Annotated in this window: 24 protein-coding genes and 1 riboswitch; of the genes, 12 read left to right on the top strand and 12 right to left on the bottom strand. The window is 75.0% G+C overall.

Translation table 11 applies throughout. From position 1 onward, the window contains the following. Positions 1 to 139 precede the first annotated feature (139 nt). From ACH443_RS01240 to ACH443_RS01225, 4 genes are all read left to right on the top strand, one after another. Positions 140 to 1,438, top strand: a complete 1,299-nt coding sequence (locus ACH443_RS01240) for an acetyl-CoA C-acetyltransferase (RefSeq protein ID WP_430556506.1) — start codon at positions 140 to 142, stop codon at positions 1,436 to 1,438. A gap of 9 nt (positions 1,439 to 1,447) precedes the next feature. Beyond that, complete coding sequence (locus tag ACH443_RS01235; RefSeq protein WP_429766049.1) at positions 1,448 to 2,803, top strand: 3-oxoacyl-ACP reductase; 1,356 nt, start codon at positions 1,448 to 1,450, stop codon at positions 2,801 to 2,803. After that, on the top strand, positions 2,800 to 3,822 hold the full coding sequence (locus ACH443_RS01230) for a MaoC family dehydratase (protein ID WP_430589252.1): 1,023 nt from the start codon (positions 2,800 to 2,802) through the stop codon (positions 3,820 to 3,822). The genes ACH443_RS01235 and ACH443_RS01230 overlap by 4 nt, the downstream gene beginning before the upstream one ends. Positions 3,823 to 4,094: 272 nt before the next feature. Beyond that, on the top strand, positions 4,095 to 5,015 hold the full coding sequence (locus ACH443_RS01225) for an LLM class flavin-dependent oxidoreductase (protein WP_429766052.1): 921 nt from the start codon (positions 4,095 to 4,097) through the stop codon (positions 5,013 to 5,015). A 3-nt stretch (positions 5,016 to 5,018) separates the two neighbouring features. Here ACH443_RS01225 and ACH443_RS01220 read toward each other — a convergent pair whose 3' ends face one another. The 3 genes from ACH443_RS01220 to ACH443_RS01210 form a co-directional block, all read right to left on the bottom strand. Then, positions 5,019 to 7,133, bottom strand: a complete 2,115-nt coding sequence (locus ACH443_RS01220) for a CocE/NonD family hydrolase (RefSeq protein WP_430589251.1) — start codon at positions 7,131 to 7,133, stop codon at positions 5,019 to 5,021. Positions 7,134 to 7,161: 28 nt separating this feature from the next. Beyond that, positions 7,162 to 8,661, bottom strand: a complete 1,500-nt coding sequence (locus ACH443_RS01215) for a peptide MFS transporter (protein WP_430556409.1) — start codon at positions 8,659 to 8,661, stop codon at positions 7,162 to 7,164. A 133-nt stretch (positions 8,662 to 8,794) separates the two neighbouring features. After that, positions 8,795 to 9,367 (bottom strand): GNAT family N-acetyltransferase, encoded by a 573-nt coding sequence (locus tag ACH443_RS01210; RefSeq protein WP_429766056.1) that lies wholly within the window; start codon positions 9,365 to 9,367, stop codon positions 8,795 to 8,797. An 86-nt stretch (positions 9,368 to 9,453) separates the two neighbouring features. On the opposite strand from ACH443_RS01210, the gene ACH443_RS01205 reads away from it, so the two are divergent. Then, a complete protein-coding gene (locus ACH443_RS01205; RefSeq protein ID WP_430589250.1) occupies positions 9,454 to 10,932 on the top strand; it encodes an amidase in 1,479 nt (492 codons plus the stop codon). Here the strand turns inward: ACH443_RS01205 and ACH443_RS01200 are convergent, their stop codons facing one another. After that, entirely contained in the window at positions 10,933 to 11,340 is a 408-nt protein-coding gene (locus tag ACH443_RS01200) for a MerR family transcriptional regulator (RefSeq protein WP_429766059.1), read from the bottom strand. A 49-nt stretch (positions 11,341 to 11,389) separates the two neighbouring features. Here ACH443_RS01200 and ACH443_RS01195 point away from each other — a divergent pair, with 49 nt between their 5' ends. Next, complete coding sequence (locus ACH443_RS01195; protein ID WP_430589249.1) at positions 11,390 to 12,286, top strand: NAD(P)-dependent oxidoreductase; 897 nt, start codon at positions 11,390 to 11,392, stop codon at positions 12,284 to 12,286. Between the two features lie 110 nt (positions 12,287 to 12,396). Further along, complete coding sequence (locus ACH443_RS01190; protein WP_429766061.1) at positions 12,397 to 12,570, top strand: CsbD family protein; 174 nt, start codon at positions 12,397 to 12,399, stop codon at positions 12,568 to 12,570. Positions 12,571 to 12,643: 73 nt separating this feature from the next. Here the strand turns inward: ACH443_RS01190 and ACH443_RS01185 are convergent, their stop codons facing one another. Continuing rightward, positions 12,644 to 14,086: an aminotransferase class V-fold PLP-dependent enzyme gene (locus ACH443_RS01185; protein WP_430589248.1), complete on the bottom strand. Its 1,443-nt coding sequence runs from the start codon at positions 14,084 to 14,086 to the stop codon at positions 12,644 to 12,646. A gap of 34 nt (positions 14,087 to 14,120) precedes the next feature. Continuing rightward, positions 14,121 to 14,237: riboswitch (SAM riboswitch) on the bottom strand. A 303-nt stretch (positions 14,238 to 14,540) separates the two neighbouring features. On the opposite strand from ACH443_RS01185, the gene ACH443_RS01180 reads away from it, so the two are divergent. The 3 genes from ACH443_RS01180 (at position 14,541) to ACH443_RS01170 (ending at position 17,314) form a co-directional block, all read left to right on the top strand. Then, positions 14,541 to 15,032 (top strand): rhodanese-like domain-containing protein, encoded by a 492-nt coding sequence (locus tag ACH443_RS01180; protein WP_429766064.1) that lies wholly within the window; start codon positions 14,541 to 14,543, stop codon positions 15,030 to 15,032. Next, complete coding sequence (locus ACH443_RS01175; RefSeq protein ID WP_429766066.1) at positions 15,029 to 16,294, top strand: O-succinylhomoserine sulfhydrylase; 1,266 nt, start codon at positions 15,029 to 15,031, stop codon at positions 16,292 to 16,294. The genes ACH443_RS01180 and ACH443_RS01175 overlap by 4 nt, the downstream gene beginning before the upstream one ends. A 405-nt stretch (positions 16,295 to 16,699) precedes the next feature. Then, positions 16,700 to 17,314, top strand: a complete 615-nt coding sequence (locus tag ACH443_RS01170) for a class I SAM-dependent methyltransferase (RefSeq protein WP_430589247.1) — start codon at positions 16,700 to 16,702, stop codon at positions 17,312 to 17,314. A gap of 7 nt (positions 17,315 to 17,321) precedes the next feature. On the opposite strand, the gene ACH443_RS01165 is transcribed toward ACH443_RS01170, so the two are convergent. Then, a complete protein-coding gene (locus ACH443_RS01165; protein WP_429766070.1) occupies positions 17,322 to 18,338 on the bottom strand; it encodes an NADP-dependent oxidoreductase in 1,017 nt (338 codons plus the stop codon). 32 nt (positions 18,339 to 18,370) lie between these two features. Beyond that, positions 18,371 to 18,757: a DUF1304 domain-containing protein gene (locus tag ACH443_RS01160; RefSeq protein WP_429766072.1), complete on the bottom strand. Its 387-nt coding sequence runs from the start codon at positions 18,755 to 18,757 to the stop codon at positions 18,371 to 18,373. A 99-nt stretch (positions 18,758 to 18,856) separates the two neighbouring features. Here ACH443_RS01160 and ACH443_RS01155 point away from each other — a divergent pair, with 99 nt between their 5' ends. Continuing rightward, positions 18,857 to 19,435 (top strand): TetR/AcrR family transcriptional regulator, encoded by a 579-nt coding sequence (locus ACH443_RS01155; RefSeq protein ID WP_429766073.1) that lies wholly within the window; start codon positions 18,857 to 18,859, stop codon positions 19,433 to 19,435. 71 nt (positions 19,436 to 19,506) lie between these two features. Here ACH443_RS01155 and ACH443_RS01150 read toward each other — a convergent pair whose 3' ends face one another. The 5 genes from ACH443_RS01150 to ACH443_RS01130 all read right to left on the bottom strand — a co-directional run bounded on the left by ACH443_RS01150 (position 19,507) and on the right by ACH443_RS01130 (position 24,035). Then, positions 19,507 to 20,166 carry a response regulator gene (locus ACH443_RS01150; protein WP_430556401.1) on the bottom strand — a complete coding sequence of 220 codons (660 nt, stop codon included), beginning with the start codon at positions 20,164 to 20,166 and terminating at the stop codon, positions 19,507 to 19,509. Further along, on the bottom strand, positions 20,163 to 21,485 hold the full coding sequence (locus ACH443_RS01145; protein WP_430589246.1) for a sensor histidine kinase: 1,323 nt from the start codon (positions 21,483 to 21,485) through the stop codon (positions 20,163 to 20,165). The genes ACH443_RS01150 and ACH443_RS01145 overlap by 4 nt, the downstream gene beginning before the upstream one ends. Positions 21,486 to 21,625: 140 nt before the next feature. Next, positions 21,626 to 22,552 carry a hypothetical protein gene (locus tag ACH443_RS01140; protein WP_430589245.1) on the bottom strand — a complete coding sequence of 309 codons (927 nt, stop codon included), beginning with the start codon at positions 22,550 to 22,552 and terminating at the stop codon, positions 21,626 to 21,628. Beyond that, the gene (locus tag ACH443_RS01135) at positions 22,552 to 23,268 is read right to left on the bottom strand and encodes an ABC transporter ATP-binding protein (protein WP_430589244.1); all 717 of its coding nucleotides are present in this window, start codon (positions 23,266 to 23,268) and stop codon (positions 22,552 to 22,554) included. The genes ACH443_RS01140 and ACH443_RS01135 overlap by 1 nt, the downstream gene beginning before the upstream one ends. A gap of 167 nt (positions 23,269 to 23,435) precedes the next feature. Next, the gene (locus tag ACH443_RS01130; protein ID WP_430589243.1) at positions 23,436 to 24,035 is read right to left on the bottom strand and encodes a TetR/AcrR family transcriptional regulator; all 600 of its coding nucleotides are present in this window, start codon (positions 24,033 to 24,035) and stop codon (positions 23,436 to 23,438) included. Positions 24,036 to 24,107: 72 nt separating this feature from the next. On the opposite strand from ACH443_RS01130, the gene ACH443_RS01125 reads away from it, so the two are divergent. Next, a complete protein-coding gene (locus ACH443_RS01125; protein ID WP_430589242.1) occupies positions 24,108 to 24,644 on the top strand; it encodes a DUF1992 domain-containing protein in 537 nt (178 codons plus the stop codon). Positions 24,645 to 24,797 lie beyond the last annotated feature (153 nt).

Genomic DNA, 24,797 nt, shown 5'->3' with positions numbered 1-24,797 from the left:
CGTCTCACGAGACTGAGAGTATCAGGTACTGTGAGTCCTACCTGACCGACGGAGTGAAGGATCTACCCCTGTGGCTACACGCAAGCCGTCCGGCACCTCCCGGAACACCCGCGAAGCGAACCCGTCCGCCCCCGCCGGAGTGCGCGACGCCGTGATCGTGGGCGGCAACCGCATCCCGTTCTCGCGCGCCGGCAAGAAGTACGCCGACGCCTCCAACCAGGAGATGTTCACCGCGGCGCTCGAAGGGCTCGTCGCCCGGTACGGCCTGCAGGGGGAGCGCCTCGGCGAGGTCGTGGGCGGGGCCGTCCTCAAGCACTCGCGCGACTTCAACCTGGTCCGCGAGTCGGTGCTCGGCTCCTCGCTGTCGCCCCAGACCCCCGCCTTCGACCTGCAGCAGGCGTGCGCGACCGGCCTCGAGGCCGCGATCACCGTCGCGAACAAGATCCGGCTCGGCCAGATCGAGTCCGGCGTCGCCGGCGGCTCCGACACCGTCTCGGACGCCCCCGTCGCCGTGAGCGAGGGCCTGCGCCGCGCGCTGCTCGACGCGTCGCACGCCAAGACGCTCCAGGCGCGCCTCAAGGCCTTCGCGAAGATCCGCCCGGCCGACCTGAAGCCCCTCACGCCCGCCACCGACGAGCCGCGCACCGGCCTGTCGATGGGCGAGCACCAGGCCGTCACCACCGCGCGCTGGGGCATCTCCCGCGCCGCGCAGGACGAGGTCGCGCTCGCCAGCCACCAGCACCTCGCCGCCGCGTGGGACGCCGGGTTCTTCGACGACCTGGTCACGCCGTTCCGCGGCCTGACCCGTGACGACAACCTGCGCGCGGACACCTCGCTGGAGAAGCTCGCGAAGCTCAAGCCGGTGTTCGGCCGCGGCCTCGCCGAGCCCGCCGAGCCCACGATGACGGCCGGCAACTCCACGCCGCTGACCGACGGCGCCTCCACCGTGCTGCTGTCGTCGGCCGCGTGGGCCGCCGAGCGCGACCTGCCGGTGCTCGCGCGGCTCGTCGACGCCGAGACCGCCGCCGTCGACTTCGTGCACGGCCACGACGGACTCCTCATGGCGCCCGTGCACGCGGTGCCGCGCCTGCTGGCCCGCAACGGCCTGACCCTCGACGACTTCGACTTCTTCGAGATCCACGAGGCGTTCGCGTCGACCGTCCTCACGACGCTCGCCGCCTGGGAGGACGCCGACTACTGCAAGGCGGAGCTCGGCCTCGAGGCGCCGCTCGGCAGCGTGGACCGGGAGAAGCTCAACGTCAACGGCTCCTCGCTCGCCGCCGGCCACCCGTTCGCCGCGACGGGCGGCCGCATCCTCGCCACGGCCGCCAAGCTCGTCGCGGCCAAGGCCGCCGAGACCGGCCGGCCGGCGCGTGCCCTGATCTCCATCTGCGCCGCGGGCGGCCTCGGGGCCACCGCCGTCGTCGAGTCCGTCTGAGAGGAACCCGTGACCGACTCCTACACCAAGGCCGTCAACTCCGGCTTCACCAAGACGCTCGCGAAGAAGCTGGGCCTGCCCCGCCCCGCGATCCTGCGCCGCTTCCGCGCGGGTGACCCGCTCACCGTCGGGCCGGTGCTCGTCGTCTCCGACGACGCCTCCACCGGCGACGCGGACAGGATCGCCCAGGTGCTGCTCGGCTGGGGCCTCGACGTGCGCCGCCAGCCCAGCGACGACGCCCGCTGGGGCGCCGTCCTGCTCGTGCTCACCGAGACCCGGCGCCCGACGGACGTCTCCGCGGCCGTGCTGGCCACGGGCTCGGTCCTGCGCCGGCTCGCCACCAACGGGCGCGTCGTCACCGTCTCGCGCGCCGCCGCCGACGGCGACGCCCCGGCGCTCGCCGCGGCGCGCAACGGCGTCGACGGCTTCCTGCGCTCGCTCGCCAAGGAGCTGCGCGCCGGCGCCACCGGCAACGGGATCGTGCTCACCGGGGGCGCCGCCGTCGACTCGACGTCCGTCCTCGCCACGTTGCGGTTCTTCCTGTCCGCTCGGTCCGCGTACGTGGACGGCCAGCTGCTGCCGGTCGGCCCGGCCGACGCCGCGGCCCCCGCCGACTGGGACCGGCCGCTGGCCGGGAAGGTCGCCGTCGTCACCGGTGCGGCCCGGGGCATCGGCGCCGCCATCGCGAAGACCCTCGCCCGCGACGGCGCCACCGTCGTGTGCGTGGACGTCCCCGCAGCCGGCGAGGGCCTGGCGCGCACCGCCAACGCGGTGGGCGGCACGGCGCTCCAGCTCGACGTCACGTCCGACGACGCCGGACGACGCATCCTCGAGCACGCGCGCACCCGCCACGGCGGCCTCGACGTCGTGGTGCACAACGCGGGAATCCTGCGCGACAAGCTGCTGGCCAACATGAAGCCCGCCCAGTGGGACGCCGTCATCGCCGTCAACCTCGAGGCCCAGCTGCGGATCAACGACCAGCTGCTCGGCCTCGACGGGGGCGAGGGCGTGGACGGGCTCCGCATCGTGTCGCTCGCGTCGACCTCCGGCATCGCGGGCAACAAGGGCCAGACGAACTACGGCTACTCCAAGGCCGGCGTCATCGGGCACACCCGTGCCACGGCCCCGCTGGTCGCCGCGCGCGGCGGCACCGCGAACGCCGTCGCGCCCGGTTTCATCGAGACCGAGATGACGGCGTCGATCCCCTTCGCCACCCGCGAGGTGGCCCGGCGCCTCAACTCGCTGCAGCAGGGCGGCCGGCCGGTCGACGTCGCCGAGGCGATCGTCTTCCTCGCGTCGCCGGCGTCCGCCGGGGTCAACGGGCAGGTGCTGCGCGTGTGCGGCCAGAACCTGGTGGGGCGGTGACGGCGGCCGCGCCGGCCACCAGCGCCGGCGAGCCGCTGCGCGTCGAGACCCTGCCCACCCTGCCGGGCCTCGGCAGTCTCTACGCGCGCGGCGCCGCCGCCTCGGGGCGCATCGCGGCGGGGCGCGCGATGCCGGGCCTGCCCGTGATCGGCCAGGGCCGGTCGGAGGGAGACGGCGAGCCCGCACCCCTGACGCTGCCCGACGTCGCGTACCGCGTCACCCGCGTGCCGACGGCGGAGCTCGCCCACCACCTGCACGACTACCAGCGGCTGCTGCACGAGCCGGTCACCGACGTGCTGCCCGCGGGGTACCTGCACGTGCTGGCGTTCCCGCTGGCGACCGCGGTCATGGTCCGCAACGACTTCCCGCTGCCGCTGCTCGGGATGGTGCACCTCGCGAACGACGTCGAGCTGCGCGGGCCCGTCGTCGTGGGCGACGTGCTCGAGGTGCGCGCCTGGGCCGAGAACCTGCGCCCGCACAAGCGGGGCGTGCAGGTGGACCTCGTCGCCGAGGTGCGCCCGCAGGCCGACCCGGACGCCGGCCCCGTGTGGCGGGGCGTGTCGACCTACCTCGCCAAGGGCTTCCACCTGCCCTGGTCCGACGAGGCGGACGCCCCGCGGGACGAGCCGGCGGACGCCGACGCCGAGGACCGCGCCCCCGCAGGTACGTGGACCCCGCCGCTGCCCACCGGCCGGTGGGCGCTCGGGCCGGGCACCGGCCGCGCGTACGGCGCCGTCTCGGGCGACCGGAACCCGATCCACCTGTCGGCGCTGTCCGCGAAGGCGTTCGGCTTCCCGCGCGCCATCGCGCACGGCATGTACACGGCGGCGCGCGCCCTGGCCGACGTCGGCCACGCGCGCGGCGATGCCTATCGCTGGACGGTCGAGTTCGCCTCCCCCGTCCTGCTGCCCGGCACGGTGGACGTGGCCGTGACCCCGGACGACGACGGCTTCGCGTACGTCGGCTGGAACGGCGGCCGACGCCGCCAGCACTTCCGGGGCACGGTCACCCCGCTCTGACCGGGCGCCGTGGCTGCCGCACAGGCGGTCGACACCTCGGGCCCGACGAGGCCCGAGGTGTCGACCGCCTGTCCGGCGTCCCGGGCGGACAAGCCGTGCGGCCACCGCGGCGCGTCGACTCCGCCGTCCTGCGCGTCCGCCGTCGCTGATCGGGGACTACCTCGGCAGCATCCGTACTACCTCGCGGGATCCGGTGCTACCTCAGCAGGAGCTGTACTACCTCGCGGGGTCCGGTACTACCTCGGCGCGCGGGGCTGGTGCAGGATCGGGTCATGGTGACCCTCGGCTGCATCCTCGCGCCCTACGGCAACCCGCCCTCGCGGTTCGTCCCGTTCGCCCGCACCGCCGAGGCCGCGGGCCTCGACGAGGTGTGGCTGTGGGAGGACTGCTTCCTCGAGTCCGGCCCGTCCGCGGCCGCGGCGATGCTGAGCGCCACCGAACGCCTGCGCGTCGGGATCGGTGTCATGCCGCTGCCGCTGCGCAACGTGGCCCTCACGGCGATGGAGACGGCGACGATCGACGGCATGTTCCCCGGCCGGTTCGTGCCGGGCGTCGGGCACGGCGTGCAGAGCTGGATGGGCCAGGTCGGCGCCCGGGTGGCGTCGCCGCTGACGCTCATGCGCGAGCAGGTCGGCGCCCTGCGCGCGCTGCTCGCCGGCGAGCGGGTCACGACGTCCGGCCGCTACGTGACGCTCGACGACGTCGCGCTCGACTGGCCGCCCGCCGTCGCGCCCCTCGTGGTCGCGGCGGCGAAGGGGCCCAAGACGCTGCGGCTGGTGGGCGAGGTCGCCCAGGGCGTGGTCATCGACGGCGACACGGGCGTCTCCGGGGCCCGTCAGGCGGTCGTGCTCGTGGACGAGGGGCGCGCGGCCGCCGGCCTGCCGCCGGTCGCCGAGTCCGCGCCCGAGGGCGAGCACCCGTTCCGGACGGTCGCGTTCGCCCAGGTCGCCACCGGGGACGGCGCGGCCGACCGCCTGCGCCGGTCCCTCGCGCGGTGGGACGTCGACGCGTCGTCGGACGAGGCGCTCGCCGACCACGCCAGCTGGGGGTCCGCGGAGGAGGTCGCCGACGGGCTGCGCCGCTACGTCGCGCTCGGCGCCACGACCGTCGTCGCGCAGCCGACCCTGGACGAGCCGGACCTCGACGGCTTCGCGGCGTTCCTCGGCGAGGAGGTCGCGCCCCTGCTGCGGTAGGCGTCAGCCGGCGGTGCGCGGGATCGTCCGCGTCCACCGCCGCTCGAAGACGACCTCGTCGCCGTCGCGCGCCACCACCTCGTTCTCGGTGTGGAAGGCGTGCTCGTCGCAGGTGATCTCCGACCGGGTGACGACGCTCGCGTCCCAGCCGTCGGTCATCCCCGCGGGCAGCGGGTCGCCGGCGCCGCGGCGCAGCCGCACGGTCCAGTCCGAGCGCGTCCGCGCGCTCGTGGCCTCCCTGCCGATCCAGTACCGCTCGAGCGCGTCCTCGGTGAACTCGAGCCCGTCGGGGTAGGTGCGGGTGCCTCCGTAGCGCGGGTCGACCTCGAGCAGCCACCGGCCCTCGGCGACGTCGCGCACCACACGGCGCTCCGGGCGGGCCTCGTCCGCCTCGCCGAAGACGACGCCGAGCGGCGGCGTCTGCTCCGGCTCCTCGAAGACGACGGGCGGGTGCGACGACGCGCGGTCGTGCACGGGCAGCTCGAGCGCGCCGTCGCCGACCGCGACGGCGAGCACGGCGTCACCCGGCTGCGGCCAGACCCACGGCCAGTAGGCGGAGGACACCGCCAGACGGAGCCGGTGGCCGGGCGCCAGCGCGTAGCCGGTCCCGGTGAGCTCGAACGTCACCTCCTCGGTGGCGCCCGGCGTCCACGGCACGGCCCGGTCGCGGCCGTGCCGGGCGGAGAGGTTGAGCACGCCGCGCGTGACCAGCGTCGACGCGCCGTCGGGCCCGACGTCGCACAGCCGCGCCACGACCTGCCCCTTCGCCGCCGAGCACGTGAGCCGCAGCCGCACGCGCGCCCGGCCGAGGATCTCCAGCGGGGCGGTCAGCGGGTCGGAGTCGAAACAGAGGGACCGCCCGTCCTCCTCCCGCTGGTCGGGCGGCAGGTCGGCGTCGTTGCCGAACGGGAAGAACCGGCCCGCGTCCACGCCCGTGTGCGGCGGCGAGTCCACCAGCCACGACGTCGGGACGGGGTGCCCGTCGGCGAGCGCCCCGACCGTCGGCGCCGTCGTCCGCAGGCCGCCCTCGGGAGGGTCGTCGGCGCCCGCGGCCACGAGCGGCAGCTCGCGGGCGAACACGTGCGGCGACGGCCACGTCGGCTCGCCCACCCACCGGCCGGGCAGCTCGTCGTAGACGGTGGCGGGCGGCACGGACTCGCTGATCCACGCGCGCAGCGGCGGGTCGTCGAGGACGCCGCGGTCGGCGCCCTTGAGCCAGTGGTCCCACCAGCGCAGCGTCTCCTGCAGGAAGCCGATGGCCGGCCCGGGCGGCAGGCCGCGGTCGGGGTACTGGTGCGACCACGGGCCGAGGATGCCGCGCACCGGGGCGCGCAGCGCGCCGTCGTCCCCCGCCGCGGCGAGCCGCAGCACCGTGTCGCGGTACGGGTCGTTCCAGCCGCCGACGGCGAGGACCGCGGCCGAGATCGTCGAGTAGTCCTCGATGACGCTGCCGTGCCGCCAGTAGTCGTCGCGGGTCTGGTGGTCCAGCCAGGTGTGGACGAACGGCTCCGTGCGCTCGAGCCGCTCGAGCCACTGCGCGCGCCACCCCTCCCCCACGTACGCCGGGTCCGGCGGGCGCGAGCAGAACGCGAGCATCGTGGCAGCCCACGCGTGCATGTCGACGGCCAGCACGGAGCCGCCCGTGTAGTGCACGTCGTTGTCGTAGCGGTCGTCGGTGGAGCACACCGTGACGATCGCCTTGAGCGGCTCGGGGGCGAGCGCCGCGATCTGGAGCGAGTTGAAGCCGCCCCACGAGATGCCGAACATGCCGACCGAGCCGTCGCACCAGTCCTGCGCCGCCAGCCACTCCACGACGGCCACCCCGTCCGCGAGTTCCGTGGGCGAGTACTCGTCGTCCTGGAAACCGTCGGAGTTGCCGCTGCCACGGATGTCGACCCGCACCGACGCGTAGCCGTGCCCGGCGTAGTACGGGTGGCGCTGGGCGTCGCGGGGGGCGGTCCAGTCGGACAGCCGGTAGGGCAGGTACTCCAGGATCGCCGGGACGGGCGTGGGGTCGACGGGCCGCCAGACGCGGGCCGCGAGGCGCGTGCCGTCCGCCAGGGGGATCCAGTGGTCCTCGACGCGGGTCTCGTGAGGCAGGTCGGTGACGTATCGCATGGTGTCCTCCGGGAGGTCGCGGTCGGGCTCAGTGGACGGGGTGCATGGTGCGCTTCATCCACGGCGACAGGGCGAGGACGACGACGGCGACGATCACGGGCACCGCGCCGTTGACGGCGAAGTAGACCCCGTCGGGGACCTCGCCGTAGAAGCGGACCGTCTGCGCCTGGATGCCGTTGGCCAGCGCGATGGACAGGAACCACACCGCCATCGACTGGCTGGAGAACGCGAGCGGTGCGAGCTTCGTGGTGGCGGACAGGCCGGTGGTCTGCAGCAGCACGTCGCCCAGGCCGAGCAGGAGCAGCGAGACGAGCATCCACCAGACGGCGATCCGCCAGTCGCCGGACTGCCCGCTCACGGCGGGGACGAGGACCAGGTAGGACAGGCCGCCGAGCAGGGCGCCGAACGCGACCTTCTTCGAGGCGTGCGGCTGCCGCGGCCCGAGCCAGGTCCACAGCGCGGCGACGAGCGGGGCGACCAGCACCTCCGCCGCGCCGAGGTAGGAGCTGAACCACGACGAGGGCACGTCCCAGCCGAAGATCGTGCGGTCCACGTGGTCCTCGGCCAGCAGGATGAGCACCGAGTACGCCTGGAAGAGCACGAAGTTGAACGCGACCGACGCGATCCACAGCACGAGGAACGGACGCAGCCGCCCACGCTCCTCGCCCGTCACGCGGGGGCTGCGGAACATCACGGTGAAGTAGACGATCGGCGCGACCATCGCGATCACGGTGAGGGCGTCGACGACGCCGTCCACGCTGAGCCGTCCGACGAGGGCGAGGACGACGAGGACGACGACCACGGCGGCCGCCGAGCCGCCGAGGATCCAGCGCGTGCGGCGCGCGACGTCGGGCGGCAGCGCCGCCTCGGCCCCGCGGCCGTAGCCGGGGATGCCGCGTCGGCCCACGACGTACTGGATCAGCCCGGCCGTCATGCCGATCGCGGCGGCGGAGAAGCCCCAGTGCCAGCCGACCTCCGCGCCCAGCCACCCGGTGACCAGCGGGCCGAAGAACGCCCCCACGTTGATGCCCATGTAGTAGAGCGCGAAGCCGGCGTCGCGCCGCTCGTCGTCGGTCCGGTAGAGCTTGCCCACGAGCGTCGACACGTTGGGCTTGAGCAGCCCGGTGCCGAGGCTGATGAGCACCAGGCCGACCCACGTGGAGAACTCCGCCGGGATCGCCATCGTGTAGTGGCCCGCGGCGATGAGGATGCCGCCCCACAGCACGCTCCGGTAGGAGCCGAGGACCCGGTCCGCGATCCAGCCGCCGCCCACGGACACCAGATAGACCATGGTGCCGTAGCCGGCCGCGATCGACGCCGCGTTGCCGGCCTCCATCGCGAGCCCGTCGTCCGCGACCGAGGCGGTGAAGTACAGGACGAGGATGGCCTGCATCCCGAGGAACGAGAACCGCTCCCAGACCTCGAGGCTGAACAGCGTGGCCAGGCCGCGCGGGTGGCCGAAGAACGACCTGTCGTGCGGCTCGCGCTCGGGTGTCGGTTCGACGGCGGCGGCGTCCTCGGTGGTCACGGGCTCTCCAGGGTTCGGGGACAGGTCTGGCCGCGAGCCGGCCACGTCACGCCTGGCCCGGGCCGGCCGTCGACCCTACCTGTCGTGCTCCCGCCAGGGTCTCACCGCCCGGCCGGTGGGACCCGTCGAACCGTCAGGCCGCCGCGAGCCGGCGCCGCAACCCGTCGCGGACGTCCGGCCACTCGTCGTCGACGATCGAGAAGTACGCGGTGTCCCCCACCGTGCCGTCGGCGGCGACGCGGTGCTTGCGCAGCACGCCCTCGGGCTTCGCGCCGAGGCGCTGGATGGCCGCGCACGAGCGCGTGTTGCGCGAGTCGGCGCGCAGCGCGACGCGGCGCATCCCCCACTCCTCGAACGCGTGCCGCAGCAGCAGGAGCTTGCACGCGGGGTTGGTCGTGCCGCCCCACCAGTCGCGCCCGTAGAACGTGGTGCCGATCTCCACGCGGCGCGGCCCGGGGGCCAGCTCGTAGAAGCGCGTGGACCCGCGGACCGCGCCGTCGTCGCCCACGACGGCGAACGCCATCGTGCCGGGCGTGGCGACCCCGGCGTCGATCCACGCCTCGAGGTCCGCGACGGTCGTCGGGACGGGCGAGGTCATGCCGAACCAGAGGTCGGCGTCGACGAGGGGGAGCAGCGCCGCGGCGTGCTGCGGGCCGAGGGGCTCCAGGCGCACGCCGTGGCCGGCGAGGACGAGGTCGTGGGTCACGCACCCATCCTCGCCGACCCTGCACCTGTGCACGTTCTCGCGCCGCATGCCGAGCACATCTGCATGCTCGGCGCAGGATGGGGGTCATGGACGACGCCCTGCACGAGATGACCGCCGCCCGGCTGCGTGACCTGCTGCGCGCGGGCGAGCTCACGCCGACCGAGGTGGCCGACCACTTCCTGGCCCGGATCGAGCGCGCCAACCCCGCCCTGGGGGCCTTCGTCAGCGTCACCCCCGAGGCGGCGCGCGAGCGGGCGGCGCGCCTCGAGCGCGACGGCGCGGAGGCCCGGGGCGTGCTGTGGGGGCTGCCCGGCGGGGACAAGGACCTGTGGCTGCGGGCCGGCGTGCCCGCCGGGTTCGGCTCCCGCGCCTTCGCCGGCGACGACGCCGTGGTGGTTCCGGTGAGCGACGAGATCGTCGACGTCCTCGACGCCGCCGGCATGGTGAGCCTCGGCCGCACGACGGCGCCCGAGCTCGGCTTCCCCGCGTACACGGAGCCGCTGGCCGGGCCGGTGGCGCGCAATCCGTGGGACCCGGCTCTCGGGGCGGGCGGGTCGAGCGGCGGCGCCGCCGTCGCCGTCGCCGCGGGCCTGCTGCCGTGCGCGCCCGGGTCGGACGGCGGCGGTTCGGTGCGCATCCCCGCCGCGGCGTGCGGCGTCGTCGGGCTCAAGCCGAGCCGCGGCCTCGTCCCCGCGGGGTCGGGGCAGGAGTCGCTCGGCGGTCTGGTCGTGGACGGGCCTCTCGCCCGCACCACGGAGGACACCGCGCTGCTGCTCGAGGGGATGCTCACCCGGACGCCCGACGGGCGGGTGGCGCACCCGCTGACGCTGCGCGCGCCGTCGGCCCGGGCCGGGGAGTACCTGGCCGCGGCCCGCCGCGGCGAGGTGGCGGGAGTGGGCGGCGAGGACGTGCGGGGCCGCTTCCGGATCGCCGTCACGACCGACTCCGCCTGGGACGACTTCTACGCGATCTCGACGTCGGACGAGGCGCGCGCCGCGCTCGACACCGGCGTGGCGACGCTCACCGGGCTCGGGCACGAGGTGGACGGCCTGTCCCTCGAACCCGACCCGACGTACGGCCCCGCGTTCCGCACCCTGTGGATGGCGGGCGCGTCCGCGGTGCCGATCGACGACCCCGCACGCCTCGACCGCCTCGAGCCGCTCACCCGGTGGCTCGTCGGCCGCGGCCGCCAGGTGCCCGCCCGCGAGCTCGCCGAGGCGTTGCGCGCCCTCACCGCCTTCGAGCGCCGGCTGGTCGCGCAGGTGTCGCGGTTCGACGCCGTCGTCACCCCCGCCCTCGCGATGACGCCCCGCCCGCTCGGCTGGTTCGACCCCGAGGACCCCGAGCGCAACTTCGAGCAGCAGTGCCAGTACACGCCGTGGACGTCGATGCTCAACGTGGCCGGCCTGCCCGCGATCACCGTGCCCACGCGGTGGACCGACGACGGGCTGCCGATGGGCGTGCAGCTGATCGGGCGGCCGGGCGGGGAGACGACGCTCCTCGCCCTCGCCGCACAGCTCGAGGACCGGCTGCGCTGGGCGGACCGGCACCCGCCGGCCTGGTGATCAGGCGGGAACCCGCTCCGCCGTCGCGCCGTCGAGGGGCGGGTAGCTCTCGCCGCCCACCCGCTCCGCCGCCGCGATGTACCCGGCCAGGGCCGAGCGCGAGCGGGCGAGCCTCGCCATCTGGTCCTCCAGGCGCCGCAGGCGGGAGCGCATCGCGGTCAGGAGCTCGACACAGCCGGGCAGCTGCGGCTCCTCGCCGACCGCGCACGGCAGCACGGAGGCGATGTCCTCGGACGACAGGCCCGCGTCGAGCAGGTGCCGGATCTGCCGCACCCGCAGCACGGCCCCCTCGTCGAACTCGCGGTAGCCGTTCGAGCGCCGGGCGACGTCCAGCAGGCCCTGGGCCTCGTAGTAGCGCAGCTGGTGCGTCCGCACGCCCGTGCGGCGGCTCAGCTCCCCGATCCGCATCCCGCTCCCCCTTGACCTTCACACCGGTATGAACGTCGACGATGCTGCCATGGTCACCAGAACCCACAAGCCGTCGTCCCCCGTCCCCGTCTCCGTCGTCGGTCTCGGCCTCATGGGCCGCGCGCTCGCCGGCGCGTTCCTCAGGGCCGGGCACCCCACCACCGTGTGGAACCGCACCCCCGCCAAGGCCGACGCGCTGGTGGCGGACGGCGCGCACCTGGCGCCCTCGGCGGCCGCGGCGCTCCGCCCCGACGGCCTGACGGTCGTCTGCCTCACCGACGACGACGCCGTGCGCGAGCTGATCGGCCAGGACGGCGTCGACGTCGCCGGCGCCACGCTGGTCAACCTCACGTCCAGCAGCTCCTCGCAGGCCAGGGAGACCGCCCGGTGGACCGCCCGACGCGGCGCGCGCTACCTCGACGGCGCGATCATGGCCGTGCCCTCCGCGATCGGGACGGCGGACGCGGTCGTCCTGCACAGCGGGCCCCGGACCGACTTCGACGCGCACGCGGCCACGCTCGCGGCGCTCGGCACCGTCACCCACCTCGGCGAGGACCCCGGGCTGGCGTCCCTCTACGACGCGGCCGGCCTCACGATGATGTGGAGCGTCCTCGACGCGTGGCTGCACGGCACCGCCATGCTCCGGACGGCCGGGGTGGACGCCGCCGCCTTCGCGCCGTTCGCCCGGCAGATCGCGGAGGGCGTGGCCGCGTGGCTGCCCGGTTACGCGGAGCAGGTCGACCGCGGCCGGTTCCCGGCCGAGGCCTCGGCCCTCGAGACGGACGCGCGTGCGATGGCGCACCTCGTCGAGGAGAGCGAGGCGCTGGGCGTGAGCACCGAGCTGCCGAGACTGCTCAAGGCCGTGGCCGACCGTGGCGTCGCCGCGGGCCACGGTCACGAGCAGTACCCGGTGCTGATCGAGGAGTTCGGCCGCCCGACGCCCTGACCTGCCGGTCGCCGGCCGGAGGACCACGGCCTGAGACGTCGGCGTGCGAGCCGGCGGGCACGCGCCTACGGTCGGTCTTCGAGGTCGTTCGTCTGACGGAAGGAGCCCCGATGGGACTGGGAGACAAGGCCAAGCACCTGGCGGAAGAGGCCGAAGGCAAGGCCAAGGAGGCCACGGGCAAGCTCACCGACGACGAGAGCAAAGAGGCCGAGGGCAAGGCCCAGCAGGCCAGCGCGAACCTCAAGCAGGCGGGCGACGACGTCAAGGACGCGTTCAAGGGCTGACCCGCTGACACGACGGGGCGCCACCGCACGGTGGCGCCCCGTCGTCATGTCCGCCCGGGGCGGGACCGACGGCTCAGAGGTCGTCGGGCAGGCAGCCGAAGGCCTCGTCGGCGCCCAGCGCGGCGGTGGCGAGCAGCCCCTCGAGGCCGGAGCCCTCGGGCACGGGGCGAGGGTCGTCGACGACGACCCACAGCCCGTCCACGACGTCGTACCGCGCCTGCGGCCCCTCGGTCACGAGCGAGCGGACGGCGGCGACGAGCCGCTCGACCTCCTCGCCCGCCGTGCCGAGGCCCACCGACGCGCGGACGGCCCCGGCATCGAACCCGAGGCGGCCGAGCAGCGGGTGGGCGCAGAACCGGCCGTCGCGCACCCCGATGCCGTGCTCGGCGGACAGGTACGCGGCGACGAGGCCCGGGTCGTACCCGGAGACCGTGAACGTCACGACCCCCACCGGGTCGACGGCGTCGTCCCACACGTGCACGACCTCGACGCGCTCGACCTCGCCCAGCCCGTCCACGAGGCGGCGCCGCAGGGCGTCCTCGTGCTCGCCGGCGACCCACGGGTCGAGCGCGGCGAGCTCGTCGCACGCGGCCGCGAGCGCCACCGCGCCCACGACGTTGGGCGAGCCGGCCTCGTGCCGGGCGGGGCCCTCGTGCCACTCGGTGGTGGTGGTGCGGACCCGGCGCACGGCGCCGCCGCCGGCGAGGTACGGGGTGCCGGCGTCGAGCCAGTCGCGGCGTCCGACCAGGGCGCCCGCGCCGAAGGGCGCGTACGTCTTGTGGCCCGAGAAGGCGACGTAGTCGACGCCCGTCTCCGCGAGCGAGAAGCGGCGGTGCGGCACCAGCTGGGCGCCGTCGAGCACGACGCGCGCGCCCGCGCCGTGCGCCGCGGCGACGACGTCGGCCACGGGCAGCGCCTCGCCGGTCACGTTCGACGCGCCGGTGAGCGCCAGCAGGGCGTAGGGGCGGCCCGCCGCGGCGGCGGAGCTCAGCTCCTCCTCGATCTCCGCGAGGGTGGCGGACACGGACGGCCCGCCGGTGACGACGGTCGCGTCGGTGACGCGCTGCCAGGGCAGCAGGTTGGCGTGGTGCTCGATGTCGAGCACGAGGACGCGGCCCGGCTCGCCGGTGGCCGGGTCGGCGGGCACGCAGCCCGCGAGCAGGTTGAGCGAGTCCGTGGTGTTGCGGGTGACGATCGTGAGGTCGTCCTCGCGGGCGCCGACGAACGCGCCGATCGTGCGGCGCGCCGTCTCGTACAGGGCGGTCGAGACCTGGGACAGGTAGCCGGCGCCGCGGTGCACGCTGGCGTACAGCGGCAGCACGCGCGCGACCCGGTCCGCCACGGCCTGCAGGGCCGGCGCCGACGCCGCGACGTCGAGGTTGGCGTACGGCACCTGGCGGCCGTCGACGAGCGGCACGAGCGTGTCGCCGCCGACGACGGGCAGCACGGGGGCGACGTCGTGCACGGCGGCGGCGCGCGCGGCGGGCACCGCAGGCGCAGTGGTGAGCGTGGTCATGCGTGGTCCTCCTCGGTCGTGCCGGGGAGGTGGCTCCCCGCGCTTGCCCGCACGCCGGACGGCGCGGGGCCAGGTCGTCACCCGGGGCACCCCGCCGCGAGAGGAGGGTTGCCGGCCAGCGAGCCGGGGCTTCGCGCTGGCGCTCTTGACCTGCCGCCCATCGTGCGTGCGCGGCACCTCGCGGTCAAGCGGATCCGGCGTCCTTCTCACGATGCGGTCGAGGGTGGCCACCTCGGGTTCGGCGTCGCCGGCGCGCGACCCCGGGGGACGCGCGGCGTTCGCGTCGCGAGACGGGGTGACCAGCACGCGGACGGCGGGCGTACGATCGCCACGACCATCCCGAGCGGCCGAGTGACGTGGCACGTCGACGCCGCAGCAACCCGCGGGCCGGTCGTCGGCGACGGCGGCCGTACCGGACGAGGGTGCTACCGCCACGACCGATGGGAGGACTGCGATGAGCACCCAGATCGATCCCCGCCCCGCCGAGGGCTACGCCGGCGACCTCACCCCGCAGCAGGCGTGGGACCTGCTCGCCGGCGACCCCGACGCCGTCCTCGTGGACGTGCGCACCGAGGGCGAGTGGCGCGCGATCGGCGTGCCGGACACCGCCACCGCCGGCAAGGCCCCCCTCTTCGTCGAGTGGGTGCAGGCGGGCGGTCGCCCCAACGCCGGCTTCCTCGCCGAGCTGGCCGCCGCGGGCGTGACCGCCGACAGCCCGATCGTCTTCCTGTGCCGCTCCGGTCAGCGCTCGATCGGCGCGGCGCGCCTCGCGACGGCGTCCGGCCTGGGCCCGGCGTACAACGTGCTCGAGGGGTTCGAGGGCGGCCCCGGCTTCGACGGCGTCCGCGACCGCGAGGGCTGGAAGGTGCGCGGCCTGCCGTGGGGCGCGTTCGACGACGCCGCCGCGACGCGGGCAGCCCAGCAGGACTCGGAGCAGGCCCGATGAGCGACGCGCAGGTCCCGACCGGCCCCGGCGCCGACCCCACGACCTTCGGCGGCTCGCGCCCGCTGCCCGCCACGGTCCGGCCCGCGACGCTCGCCGTGCGCGGCGGGCACCGCCGCTCGGACTTCCAGGAGATGTCCGAGGGCCTGTTCCTCACCCAGGGGTACACCTACGGCTCGGCTGCGGACGCGGAGGCGGCGTTCGCCGGCGAGCGGTCCCAGTTCCTGTACTCGCGGTACGGCAACCCGACGGTGCACACGTTCGAGGAGCGGCTGCGCCTCATCGAGGGTGCCGAGGCCTGCTACGCCACGGCGTCGGGCATGTCGGCGGTGTTCAACGCCCTCGCCGCGCTGGTCTCCAGCGGTTCGCGCATCGTATCGGCGCGGGCGCTGTTCGGGTCCACGAACGTCATCTACGACGAGATCCTCGCCAAGTGGGGGGTGCGCGTCGACCTGGTCGACGGGCACGTGACCTCGCAGTGGGAGGAGGCCCTCGCCACGCCGGCCGACGTCGTGTTCTTCGAGTCGCCGTCCAACCCCATGCAGGACCTCGTCGACGTGCGGCGGGTGGCGGAGCTCGCGCACGCCGCGGGTGCCGTGGTCGTGGTGGACAACGTGTTCGCGACGCCGGTCCTGCAGAAGCCGCTGGAGCTCGGCGCCGATGTCGTCGTGTACTCGGCCACCAAGCACATCGACGGACAGGGGCGCGTGCTCGGCGGCGCGATCCTCGGCTCGGAGGAGTTCCTCACCGGGCCGGTGCAGACGTTCGTGCGCAACACCGGACCGTCGCTGAGCCCGTTCAACGCGTGGGTGCTGCTCAAGGGCCTGGAGACGCTCGACGTGCGCGTGCGCGCCCAGAACGCGGCAGCCCTGCAGGTCGCGACCGCGCTCGAGGAGCTCGACGGTGTGACCGGCGTGCGCTACCCGTTCCTGCCCTCGCACCCGCAGCACGAGCTCGCCAAGGCGCAGCAGTCGGGCGGCGGCACGGTCGTGACGTTCGACCTCGCGGTGCCCGAGGGCACCGAGCCGGCGGAGGCGAAGAAGCGGACGTTCGCGTTCCTCGACGCCCTGCAGGTCGTCGACATCTCCAACAACCTCGGCGACGCGAAGTCGATCATCACGCACCCCGCCACGACGACGCACCGCAAGCTCGGCCCGGAGGGCCGCGCCAAGGTCGGCATCGCCGAGACCACCGTGCGGCTGTCGATCGGCCTCGAGGACCCGCGGGACATCGTGGAGGACGTCGAGCAGGCGCTGCGCGCCTGAGCTCCCGCGACGTGTCGGAGGCCCCTGCCATGCTCGGGCCCGGCACGCCCGACGAGGAGGACCTGTGGGGACACGGCACGACGTCGACTTCCTGTTCGGCGCGTGGCGCGTCCGTCATCGCCGCTGGACCGAACCCCTGGCCCCGGGTTCGACGACGGGCACCTGGACCGAGTTCGACACCGAGGCCGTCGCCGGGCAGATCCTCGACGGCCTCGGGAACGCGGACGACACGTCCGGCACCCGCGGAATTCCCTGGGCCGCCCGCCGCGGCCGTGCCTACGGTCGCCCCGTGCCCGACCCGATCTTCGCCGACCCCACGCTGGCCCGGCTGTACGACCCGCTCGACCCGGACCGCCGCGACCTCGATCCGTACCTGGCCCTCGCCGCGAGCTGGGCGCGCGCCAGGTGCTCGACGTCGGCTGCGGCACGGGCGCGCTCGCCGTGCTGCTCGCGGCGGAGGGCATCGACGTCGTCGGCCTCGACCCGGCGGGCGCGTCGCTCGACGTGGCCCGCGGCAAGCCCGGCGCCGGGCGCGTGCGCTGGCTGCACGGCGACGCCACCACGCTGCCGCCGTTGCAGGTGGACCTCGCCACGATGACCGGGAACGTCGCGCAGGTCTTCCTCACCGACGACGACTGGGCGGCGACACTCGGGGGCGTGCACGCCGCGCTCCTCCCGGGCGGTCGCCTCGCGTTCGAGACCCGCGACCCGGCGCGGCGGTCCTGGGAGCGCTGGACGCGCGAGCGCACGCACCGGCGCAGCGACGTGGCGGGGTTCGGCGTCGTCGAGACGTGGACGGACCTGGTCGACGTCTCGCTGCCGCTCGTGACGTTCCGCGGCACGTTCGTCCTGGCCGACGGACGGGTCCTGCGCTCGGACTCGACCCTCCGGTTCCGGGAGCACGACGAGCTGGCGGCGTCGCTCGAGACTGCCGGCTACGTCGTCGAGCAGGTGCACGACGCGCCCGACCGGCCCGGGCTGGAGTGGGTCTTCGTCGCCCGGGCGGTCGAGCGCGGCTGACGCGGTCTCAGCGCGCCGTGCGGACGACCATCTTCCCGGTGTTGGCGCCGGCCATCATGTCGAGGAACGCCTGCGGGGCGTTCTCGATGCCGTCGACCACGGTCTCGTCGTAGGCGATCTTCCCGTCCGCGAACCACCCGGTCATGAGCTCGCGGAACTCGGCGCCGTGGTGGAGGTAGCCGCCCAGCGTGAAGCCCTCGAGCCGGAGGCCCCTGGTGATGAGGTTCGCCATGTTGTCCGGGCCGGGCAGGCGGTCGGTGGCGTTGTAGCCGGCGATGGCCCCGCACAGCGCGACCCGGCCGCCGTCGTTCATCACGTCGAGCGCCGCGGTGAGGTGGTCGCCGCCGACGTTGTCGAAGAAGACGTCGACGCCGCCCGGCACCAGCGCGGGGAGCTGCTCGCGGACCGGGGCGTCCTTGTAGTTGAGGGCGGCGTCGTAGCCGTACTTCGAGGTGAGCAGCTCGACCTTCTCGGCCGACCCGGCCGACCCGACGACCCGCTCCGCGCCGAGCAGGCGCGCGATCTGGCCGGCCGCGGTGCCGACGGCGCCCGCCGCGCCCGAGACGAACACCGTGTCGCCGGGCTTCATGCCCGCGATCGCGGTGAGGCCGACGTAGGCCGTGAGCCCCGTCATGCCGAGGATGCCCAGGTGGAGGGACAGCGGCACCCCGGGGAGCTCGGGCACGACGCGGAAGCCGCGCGCGTCCTCCTGCGCGACGTCGCGCCAGCCGTGCTGGTGCAGCACCACCGCGCCCACCGGGACGTCGTCGGACGCCGACTCGACGACGCGCCCGATCGCGCCGCCCGTCATGGTCTCCCCCAGCGCGAAGGGCGGGGTGTAGCTCTTCACGTCGTTCATGCGCCCGCGCATGTACGGGTCGACGGAGACGAACTCGTTGGCCACGCGGACCTGGCCCGGCTCGAGGTCGCCGTAGGTGACCTGGACCGTGCGGAAGTCGTCGGGCGCGGGCCACCCGGTGGGGCGGGCGGCGAGCTGGACCTGGGTGCTGACGATGGAGGACATGCGGGTGTGGTGCCTACTTCCGGGGTCGATGATCAGGATGCGAGGCCGACGACGAGCGCGACGACCGCGAGCAGCGGCGCGGCGCCCTGCGTGACGGCGGCCCGGCGCTTGTCGGGCGAGGAGAGGAACAGGACGAGGGCGGCGGCGAGCATGCTGCCGGTGCCGGCCAGCACGAGGGCCGCGCCCGCACCGGTGGTGCCGGCGGCGACGAGCACGATGCCGATCGCGGTCACGACGGCGAGGAACAGGTTGTAGAAGCCCTGGTTGAAGGCCAGCTCGCGCGTGGCGGCGGCCTCCTGCTCGGTCGTGCCGAACGTGGCGCGCGCCCGGGGGGTGGTCCACGCGACCGACTCGAGCCAGAAGATGACCACGTGGAGCGCCGCGGCGATCCCGGCCAGGACGAGCCCTGCGACGACCATCGGTTCTCCCTGCTGCCTGCCGGCGCACCCGCCGGTCGATTCTGTAACGGTCGGTCCACTGTATATACTGCAACGAGCGTTACACAACTTGGAGGAACGATGGGCAGGGCGCAGGGGTTCGAGACCGAGCAGGCGGTCCGGGCGGCGCGCGAGGTGTTCTGGCGCGACGGATACGCGGAGGCGTCCGTCCCCGCGCTCGAACGCGCCACCGGGCTGAACCGGTCGAGCATCTACCACGCCTTCGGCTCCAAGCGCGGGCTCTTCGACGCCGCCGTGCAGAGCTACCTGGACGAGGTCGTGCGGCCACGGCTGCGCCCGCTCGTGGCCGACGACGTCGCCCCCGGAGCGCTCGTCGAGTACCTCACCGGCCTGCGCGCGGCGCTCGCCCGCGCGGACGAGGTCCAGGGCACCTCGGGCTGCCTGCTGGTCAACACGTCGGGCTCCCCCATCGCGGCCGACGACGCCGTGCGCCGCACCGTCGCCGACTACCGCGCCGAGCTGCGCGCCGCACTGCGGCGCGGGGTGGTCGCGCGGCGACCGGACGCGACACCCGCCGACGCCGACCGGCTCGCCGACGTCTGCACGGCCCTGGTCATCAGCGCCTTCACCCTGGTGCGCGTGGACCCGCCGAGCGCGCTGCACTGCCTGGACACCGCCGTCGACGTGCTCGACCACTGACGCCGCACGCGCGACCACCCGGCTGTCGACGGGTGGTGCGTCGCGGCGGCCGGGAATCGCTGACCCGACGGTCAGCCGCCCGGGACCACGAGCCCGGTGTCGTACGCCCACACCACGAGCTGCACGCGGTCGCGCGCACCGGTCTTGGTCATGATCCGGCTGAGGTGCGACTTCACCGTGCTGGGCTCGAGGAACAGCGCCGCGGCGATCTCCGCGTTGGACGGCCCCCGGCACAGCAGCGCGACGATCTCCCGCTCGCGCGCGGTGAGCAGCCCGGTCGCGGCCGGGTCGGGCACGACGGGGCCGCGGCGCCGCGCGAACTCGTCGATGACGCGCCGCGTCAGGGTCTGGTCCACCAGCCCGTCCCCCGCGGCGACCCGGCGCACGGCGTCGACGAGCACCTCGGGCTCGGCGTCCTTGAGCAGGAAGCCGGACGCGCCGGCCTCCAGCGCGCCGAACACGTAGTCGTCGAGGTCGAACGTGCTGACCACGAGCACGGGCACCGGGTCGACGACGCCCGGCCCGGCGAGCTCCCGCGTCGCGGTGATGCCGTCGCCGCCGGGCATGCGCACGTCCATGCACACGACGTCGGGCCGCTCGCGGCGGGCCACGCGGACGGCGTCGGCGCCGTTCGACGCCTCCCCCACGACCTCGAGGCCCTCGCTCTGCAGGATCACGGTGAACCCGGCGCGCACCACCGCCTGGTCGTCCACGAGCACGACGCGCGTCATCGGGCGCCCTGCCCGACACGCACCGACCGGTCCTCGGCGCCCGCGGGGCGCGGCACGACGAGCCGCACCAGCCAGCCGCCGCCGGACGTGCGCCGGGCGGTGAGCCGGCCGCCCACGAGCTCCGCGCGCTCGGTCATGCCGATGACGCCGTGCCCCGGGCCCGCCTCCTGCGGCGACGCGGTCGACGCCGACCGGTCGGCCGGGCCGTTGCGCACGGTGACCGCCAGCTCGTCCTCGTCGTACATGGTCTCGACGTCGACGGCGCTGCCCGGCGCGTGCCGGCGGGCGTTGGCGAGCGACTCCTGCAGCACCCGGTACACGGTGAGCTGCACGGTGGGCGGGAGGCCGTAGGGCTCGCCCCGCCGCGTCTCCTGCACCCGCGTGCCCGTGCTGCGGGCGAGGTCGATCAGCGCGGGCACGTCGGCGAGGGTCGGCTGCGGGGCCGACGGCACGTCGTCGCCCTCGCCGGTGTCGCGGAGGATGCCGACGACGAGGCGCAGGTTGTCGAGCGTCTCCCGCCCCTGCCCGCGGATCCAGCGCAGCGACTCCTTCGCCCGCTCGGGGTCTCCCGTGACGAGCCGCTCCGCGGCGGCCGCCTGCACGACGATGCCGGACAGGTGGTGCGCCGCGACGTCGTGCAGCTCGCGGGCCATGCGGCCCCGCTCCGCGAGGACGGCCTGGGCGGCGAGCGCCTCGCGCTCCCGCTCGGCCTGCGCCACGCGCGCCCGCAGCTGAGCCAGCAGCTCGCGCCGGGTGCCGACGTACGCGCCGACGAGGACCGCGCCGAGGTAGACCACCAGCGCGGACACCAGCCCGCCCCACAGCTGGGTGCCGACGGTCACGCCGAGCTCCGCCACCGTCGCGGGGCCGCCCAGCACGTACCCGAGCAGCACCTGCACGACGGCGGCGCCCGCCGCCGCGCCGAGGGCCGGCCGTCGCGGGGCCTGCACGCCCACCGAGTAGGCGGCGACCAGGGTCGCCGGCGCCTGGAAGCTCACGAACGGCGGCAGCAGCGGTGCCAGCGCGAGCTGCCCGAGCAGCACGAGCGCGAGGCACAGCATCGGGAACCGGCGCCGCAGCGTGAGCGCCATCGCCTGCCCGACGAGGACGACGCATGCCGTCACCTGTGCACCGGTGCTCGTCCCGTCCACCGACGCCTGGGCCCCGAACGACTCTCCGAGGCTCGACGACACCACCTGCAGCAGCGTCAGGAGCAACGCGACCGACAGCGCCGCGATGACGGCGCCGAGCAGCGCGTCGCGTCCCGTGGCGGTCCGGACGCCGAAAGCGTCGAGCCTCCGTCGCAGCGCGTCGAGCACAGGTCCTCCGTCGGTGTCGGGATGGCTGTCTGGATGCTTCTCTGGACGATCTCGGGGTGACCGTCGAGCCCGGCCCACGGTACGCCGTCCGGGGCCGGGCACGACCCGTCGTCGCTGGTCAGGCGGATATCGATCGGATATCAGGCGAGGTCACGACGGCGGAGGACGGCGCCCGCGGTGACGAGCAGCACGGCCGCCCAGGCGACCAGCCCCGCCAGCGCCGCGGCGGCACCGAGCGCCGGGCTGGCGCCCGTCGTCGCCCCGAAGAGCTGGGCGGCGCCCTGACCCGCCGACGCGAGGGACCCGAGGGTGATCGGCAGCCACGACGTCGCCGTCGTCGCGCCGCCCGTGAGGACGAGCGCGGCGGCCTGGATCATCGGTTCCACGAGGGCGAGCGCCACGACCACGACGATCGCCGCGACCTGCCCCCGCACGAGGGTACCGACGGCGAGCCCCAGCCACGAGAGCAGGACCATCGCCGTGAGGCCTCGCCCCCAGACGCCGAGCGCCTCGCCGGGCCCGATCGCCAGGCTCGCGCCGGGCGTCGTCGCGACCGCGAGGACCAGCCCGACGGCCGTGACCAGCGCGAGCGCCACCCCGATCGCGAGCGCGGCCGTCGCCGTCGCGCCCGCCTTGCCGGCGAGGATCCGCAGCCGGTCCGGCACGGCCAGCGCCGTGGGCACGATGCCGCCGGTGCGGAAGTCCGTCGTGGCCGCGAGCGCGCCGAGCAGCAGCACGCACAGCGCGGTGACGCCGCTGGAGCCGGACCCGGCGGGCCCGTTGCCCATGAGGTCGAGCAGCGACCGCTGGGCGGCGGCGGACCCGAGATCCGTGGCGGCGGCGAGACCGGACAGGAGCTCGCTGGTGTCCGCCGGGGACATCTGCGGCCCGACGTGGAACCCGGCGTCCGCCCCGCCCAGCGCCTCGAGGGTGCGCAGCGTACGCGGCAGCACGAGCGTGAGGGTCTGCGCGAGGAGCATGCCCGCGACGGCGACGATCCCGATGACCCAGGGCGTCCGGGTGCTGCGCAGCTTGAGCAGCTCGGCCCTGAACACGGCGAGAGACATCAGCGGACTCCTTCGGTGGCGGCGGTGAGGTCGAGGTACACGTCCTCGAGGCTCCGGTCGGTGGTGACGAGCTCGCCCAGCGTGCCCGCGGCGACGACGCGGCCCTGGCCGACGACGACCAGGTCGTCCGCGACCTGCGCCACCTCGCCCAGCACGTGGCTGGCCAGCAGCACCGTGCCGCCGTCGTCGACGAAGGTGCGCAGCAGCTCGCGCAGCCACCGCATCCCGGCCGGGTCGAGGCCGTTGGCGGGCTCGTCGAGCACCAGGACGTCGGGGTGGCCGAGCAGCGCGGCGGCGATGCCGAGGCGCTGCCTCATGCCGAGCGAGTAGGTGCGCACGCGGCGGTCGGCGGCGGGGATCATGCCGACGGCGGCGAGCACCTCGTCGACCCGGCGGGCCGGGAGGCGCGACGCCGCGGCGAGCACCCGCAGGTGGTCACGGCCGGTGCGCCCGGGATGCAGTCCCCCCGCGTCCAGCAGGGCCCCGACCACCAGCGCCGGGCGCTCCAGGTCGGCGTAGCGCCGGCCGTCGAACGTCGCCGTGCCGGCGTCCGCCCGGGCCAGTCCGAGCAGCACGTGCAGGGTCGTGCTCTTGCCCGCGCCGTTCGGGCCCAGCAGGCCCACGACCCGCCCCGGCTCGGCGGTGAAACCCACGTCGTGCACGGCCTCGAAGCCGCCGTAGGACTTGTGCAGCCCCTCGATCCGGATGGTGGTCATCCGTCCCCTCCCTCGTCGTCCGGCGGCCGTCGTTCGCCGTGCCGGTACCCCGAGCCTTCCGGGGAGGGGGTGGCCGGGTCTTGGGGCGGAGGGCGGAACCTCGGTTGCGACTCTCGGGGGAGGTCGTGCGTCCCGGCGCCCGACCGGGCGACGGAGAGGGATCGGGGTCACGCCGCGGCGAAGAGGCGCTCCAGGTGCTGGTCGACGGCCGCCAGCGCGGCCTCCGGCTCGATGACGCCGAGCTCGAGCAGGGGCGTGAACCCGGTCAGTGCCAGGAGGAGGTCCGTCTCGACGTCGGGGTCCCGGTCCGGGGCGATCCGGCCCTGCGCGATCGCCTGGCGGACGAGGCGCTCGACCGTCGCGCGGCCGTCGCGGAGCCCGAGGCCCGCCTGTTCGCGCAGCACCGGGTCGTGCAGCGCCTCGAGGACGTAGGCGGCGCTCATGCGGCTGGACGCGCGGGCGTCGGGGTGCAGGGGCAGCATCTCGGTGAGCACCACGCGCAGCACGTCCCGGGGGTGGGGCGGCTGGTCGAGCGCGGCGAGCCCTCGCTCGACCCGGTCGGAGGTGCGCTCGGCGGCGAACTCCGTCGCGAAGGTCAGCATCGCCGTGCGGGACGCGAAGTAGTGCTGCAGCTGGCCGAGCGAGACCCCCGCCTCGCGGGCGACCTCGCGCAGGGACGCGCCCGCCCAGCCGTGCTGGTCGACGACGCGCCACAGCGCGTGCGCGATCTCCTCGCGGCGTTCCTGGTGGTCCACCAGCTTCGGCATCGTGCCCCTCCCGGGTTGTCGTACGCTCGACATAATACAGTTGACCGAAAACGCGCCAGGACGGGAGCCACGATGACCGACGAGCAGCCGCCGGCGGCGTTCTTCGACCCGTACGCGGTCGCCATCGACGACGAGGTGGCGATCGCGCTGCTCGCCGAGATGCACCTCAGGAAGGCGATCGAGCGCGGCGACTTCGACGACCTGCCCGGCAGCGGCAAGCCGCTCGACCTGCAGGACCTCCACGACCCGGACTGGTGGCTGAAGGCCTTCATGCGCCGCGAGAAGCTCGTGGTGCTGCCGCCCTCGATCCAGCTGCGCAAGGACGACGCCGCGCTGGACGGGCTCCTCGACGAGCTGTGGAGCGAGGACGACGTGCGCGAGGAGGTCGAGGAGTTCAACCGACGGGTCCTGCGCGGCCGCTACCAGCCGGCGGCCGGGCCGCCGCTGGTCACCATGCCGCGCGACGTCGAGGCGACGGTCACCGCCTGGGCGGACCGCCGCGAGGCGCGGGCCGCCCTGTCGCGCGAGCAGGCGCGGGCCGAGGCGGAGGCCGAGGAGGACCGCCATCGTCGGCCCTGGCGGCAGCGCTCCCGTCGGCGGCGGCACTGAGGTTCGGCGAGTGCCACCCGAGGTCCTCTCCTAACGAAGTCGATGCCATGCCTCGGAAACCGCCTCCGAGTTGGGATAGAGCCATAGCAAGAACGCCCCGGTCCGTGCACATTGATGTTCACGCCCCTTGGCCCCATCAAAGCGTTTCCGAAT

Origin of the sequence: Isoptericola sp. NPDC019571, assembly GCF_044389385.1 — a bacterium.
Lineage (GTDB): Bacteria > Actinomycetota > Actinomycetes > Actinomycetales > Cellulomonadaceae > Isoptericola > Isoptericola nanjingensis.
This window is presented reverse-complemented; position numbering and strand designations above follow the sequence as displayed.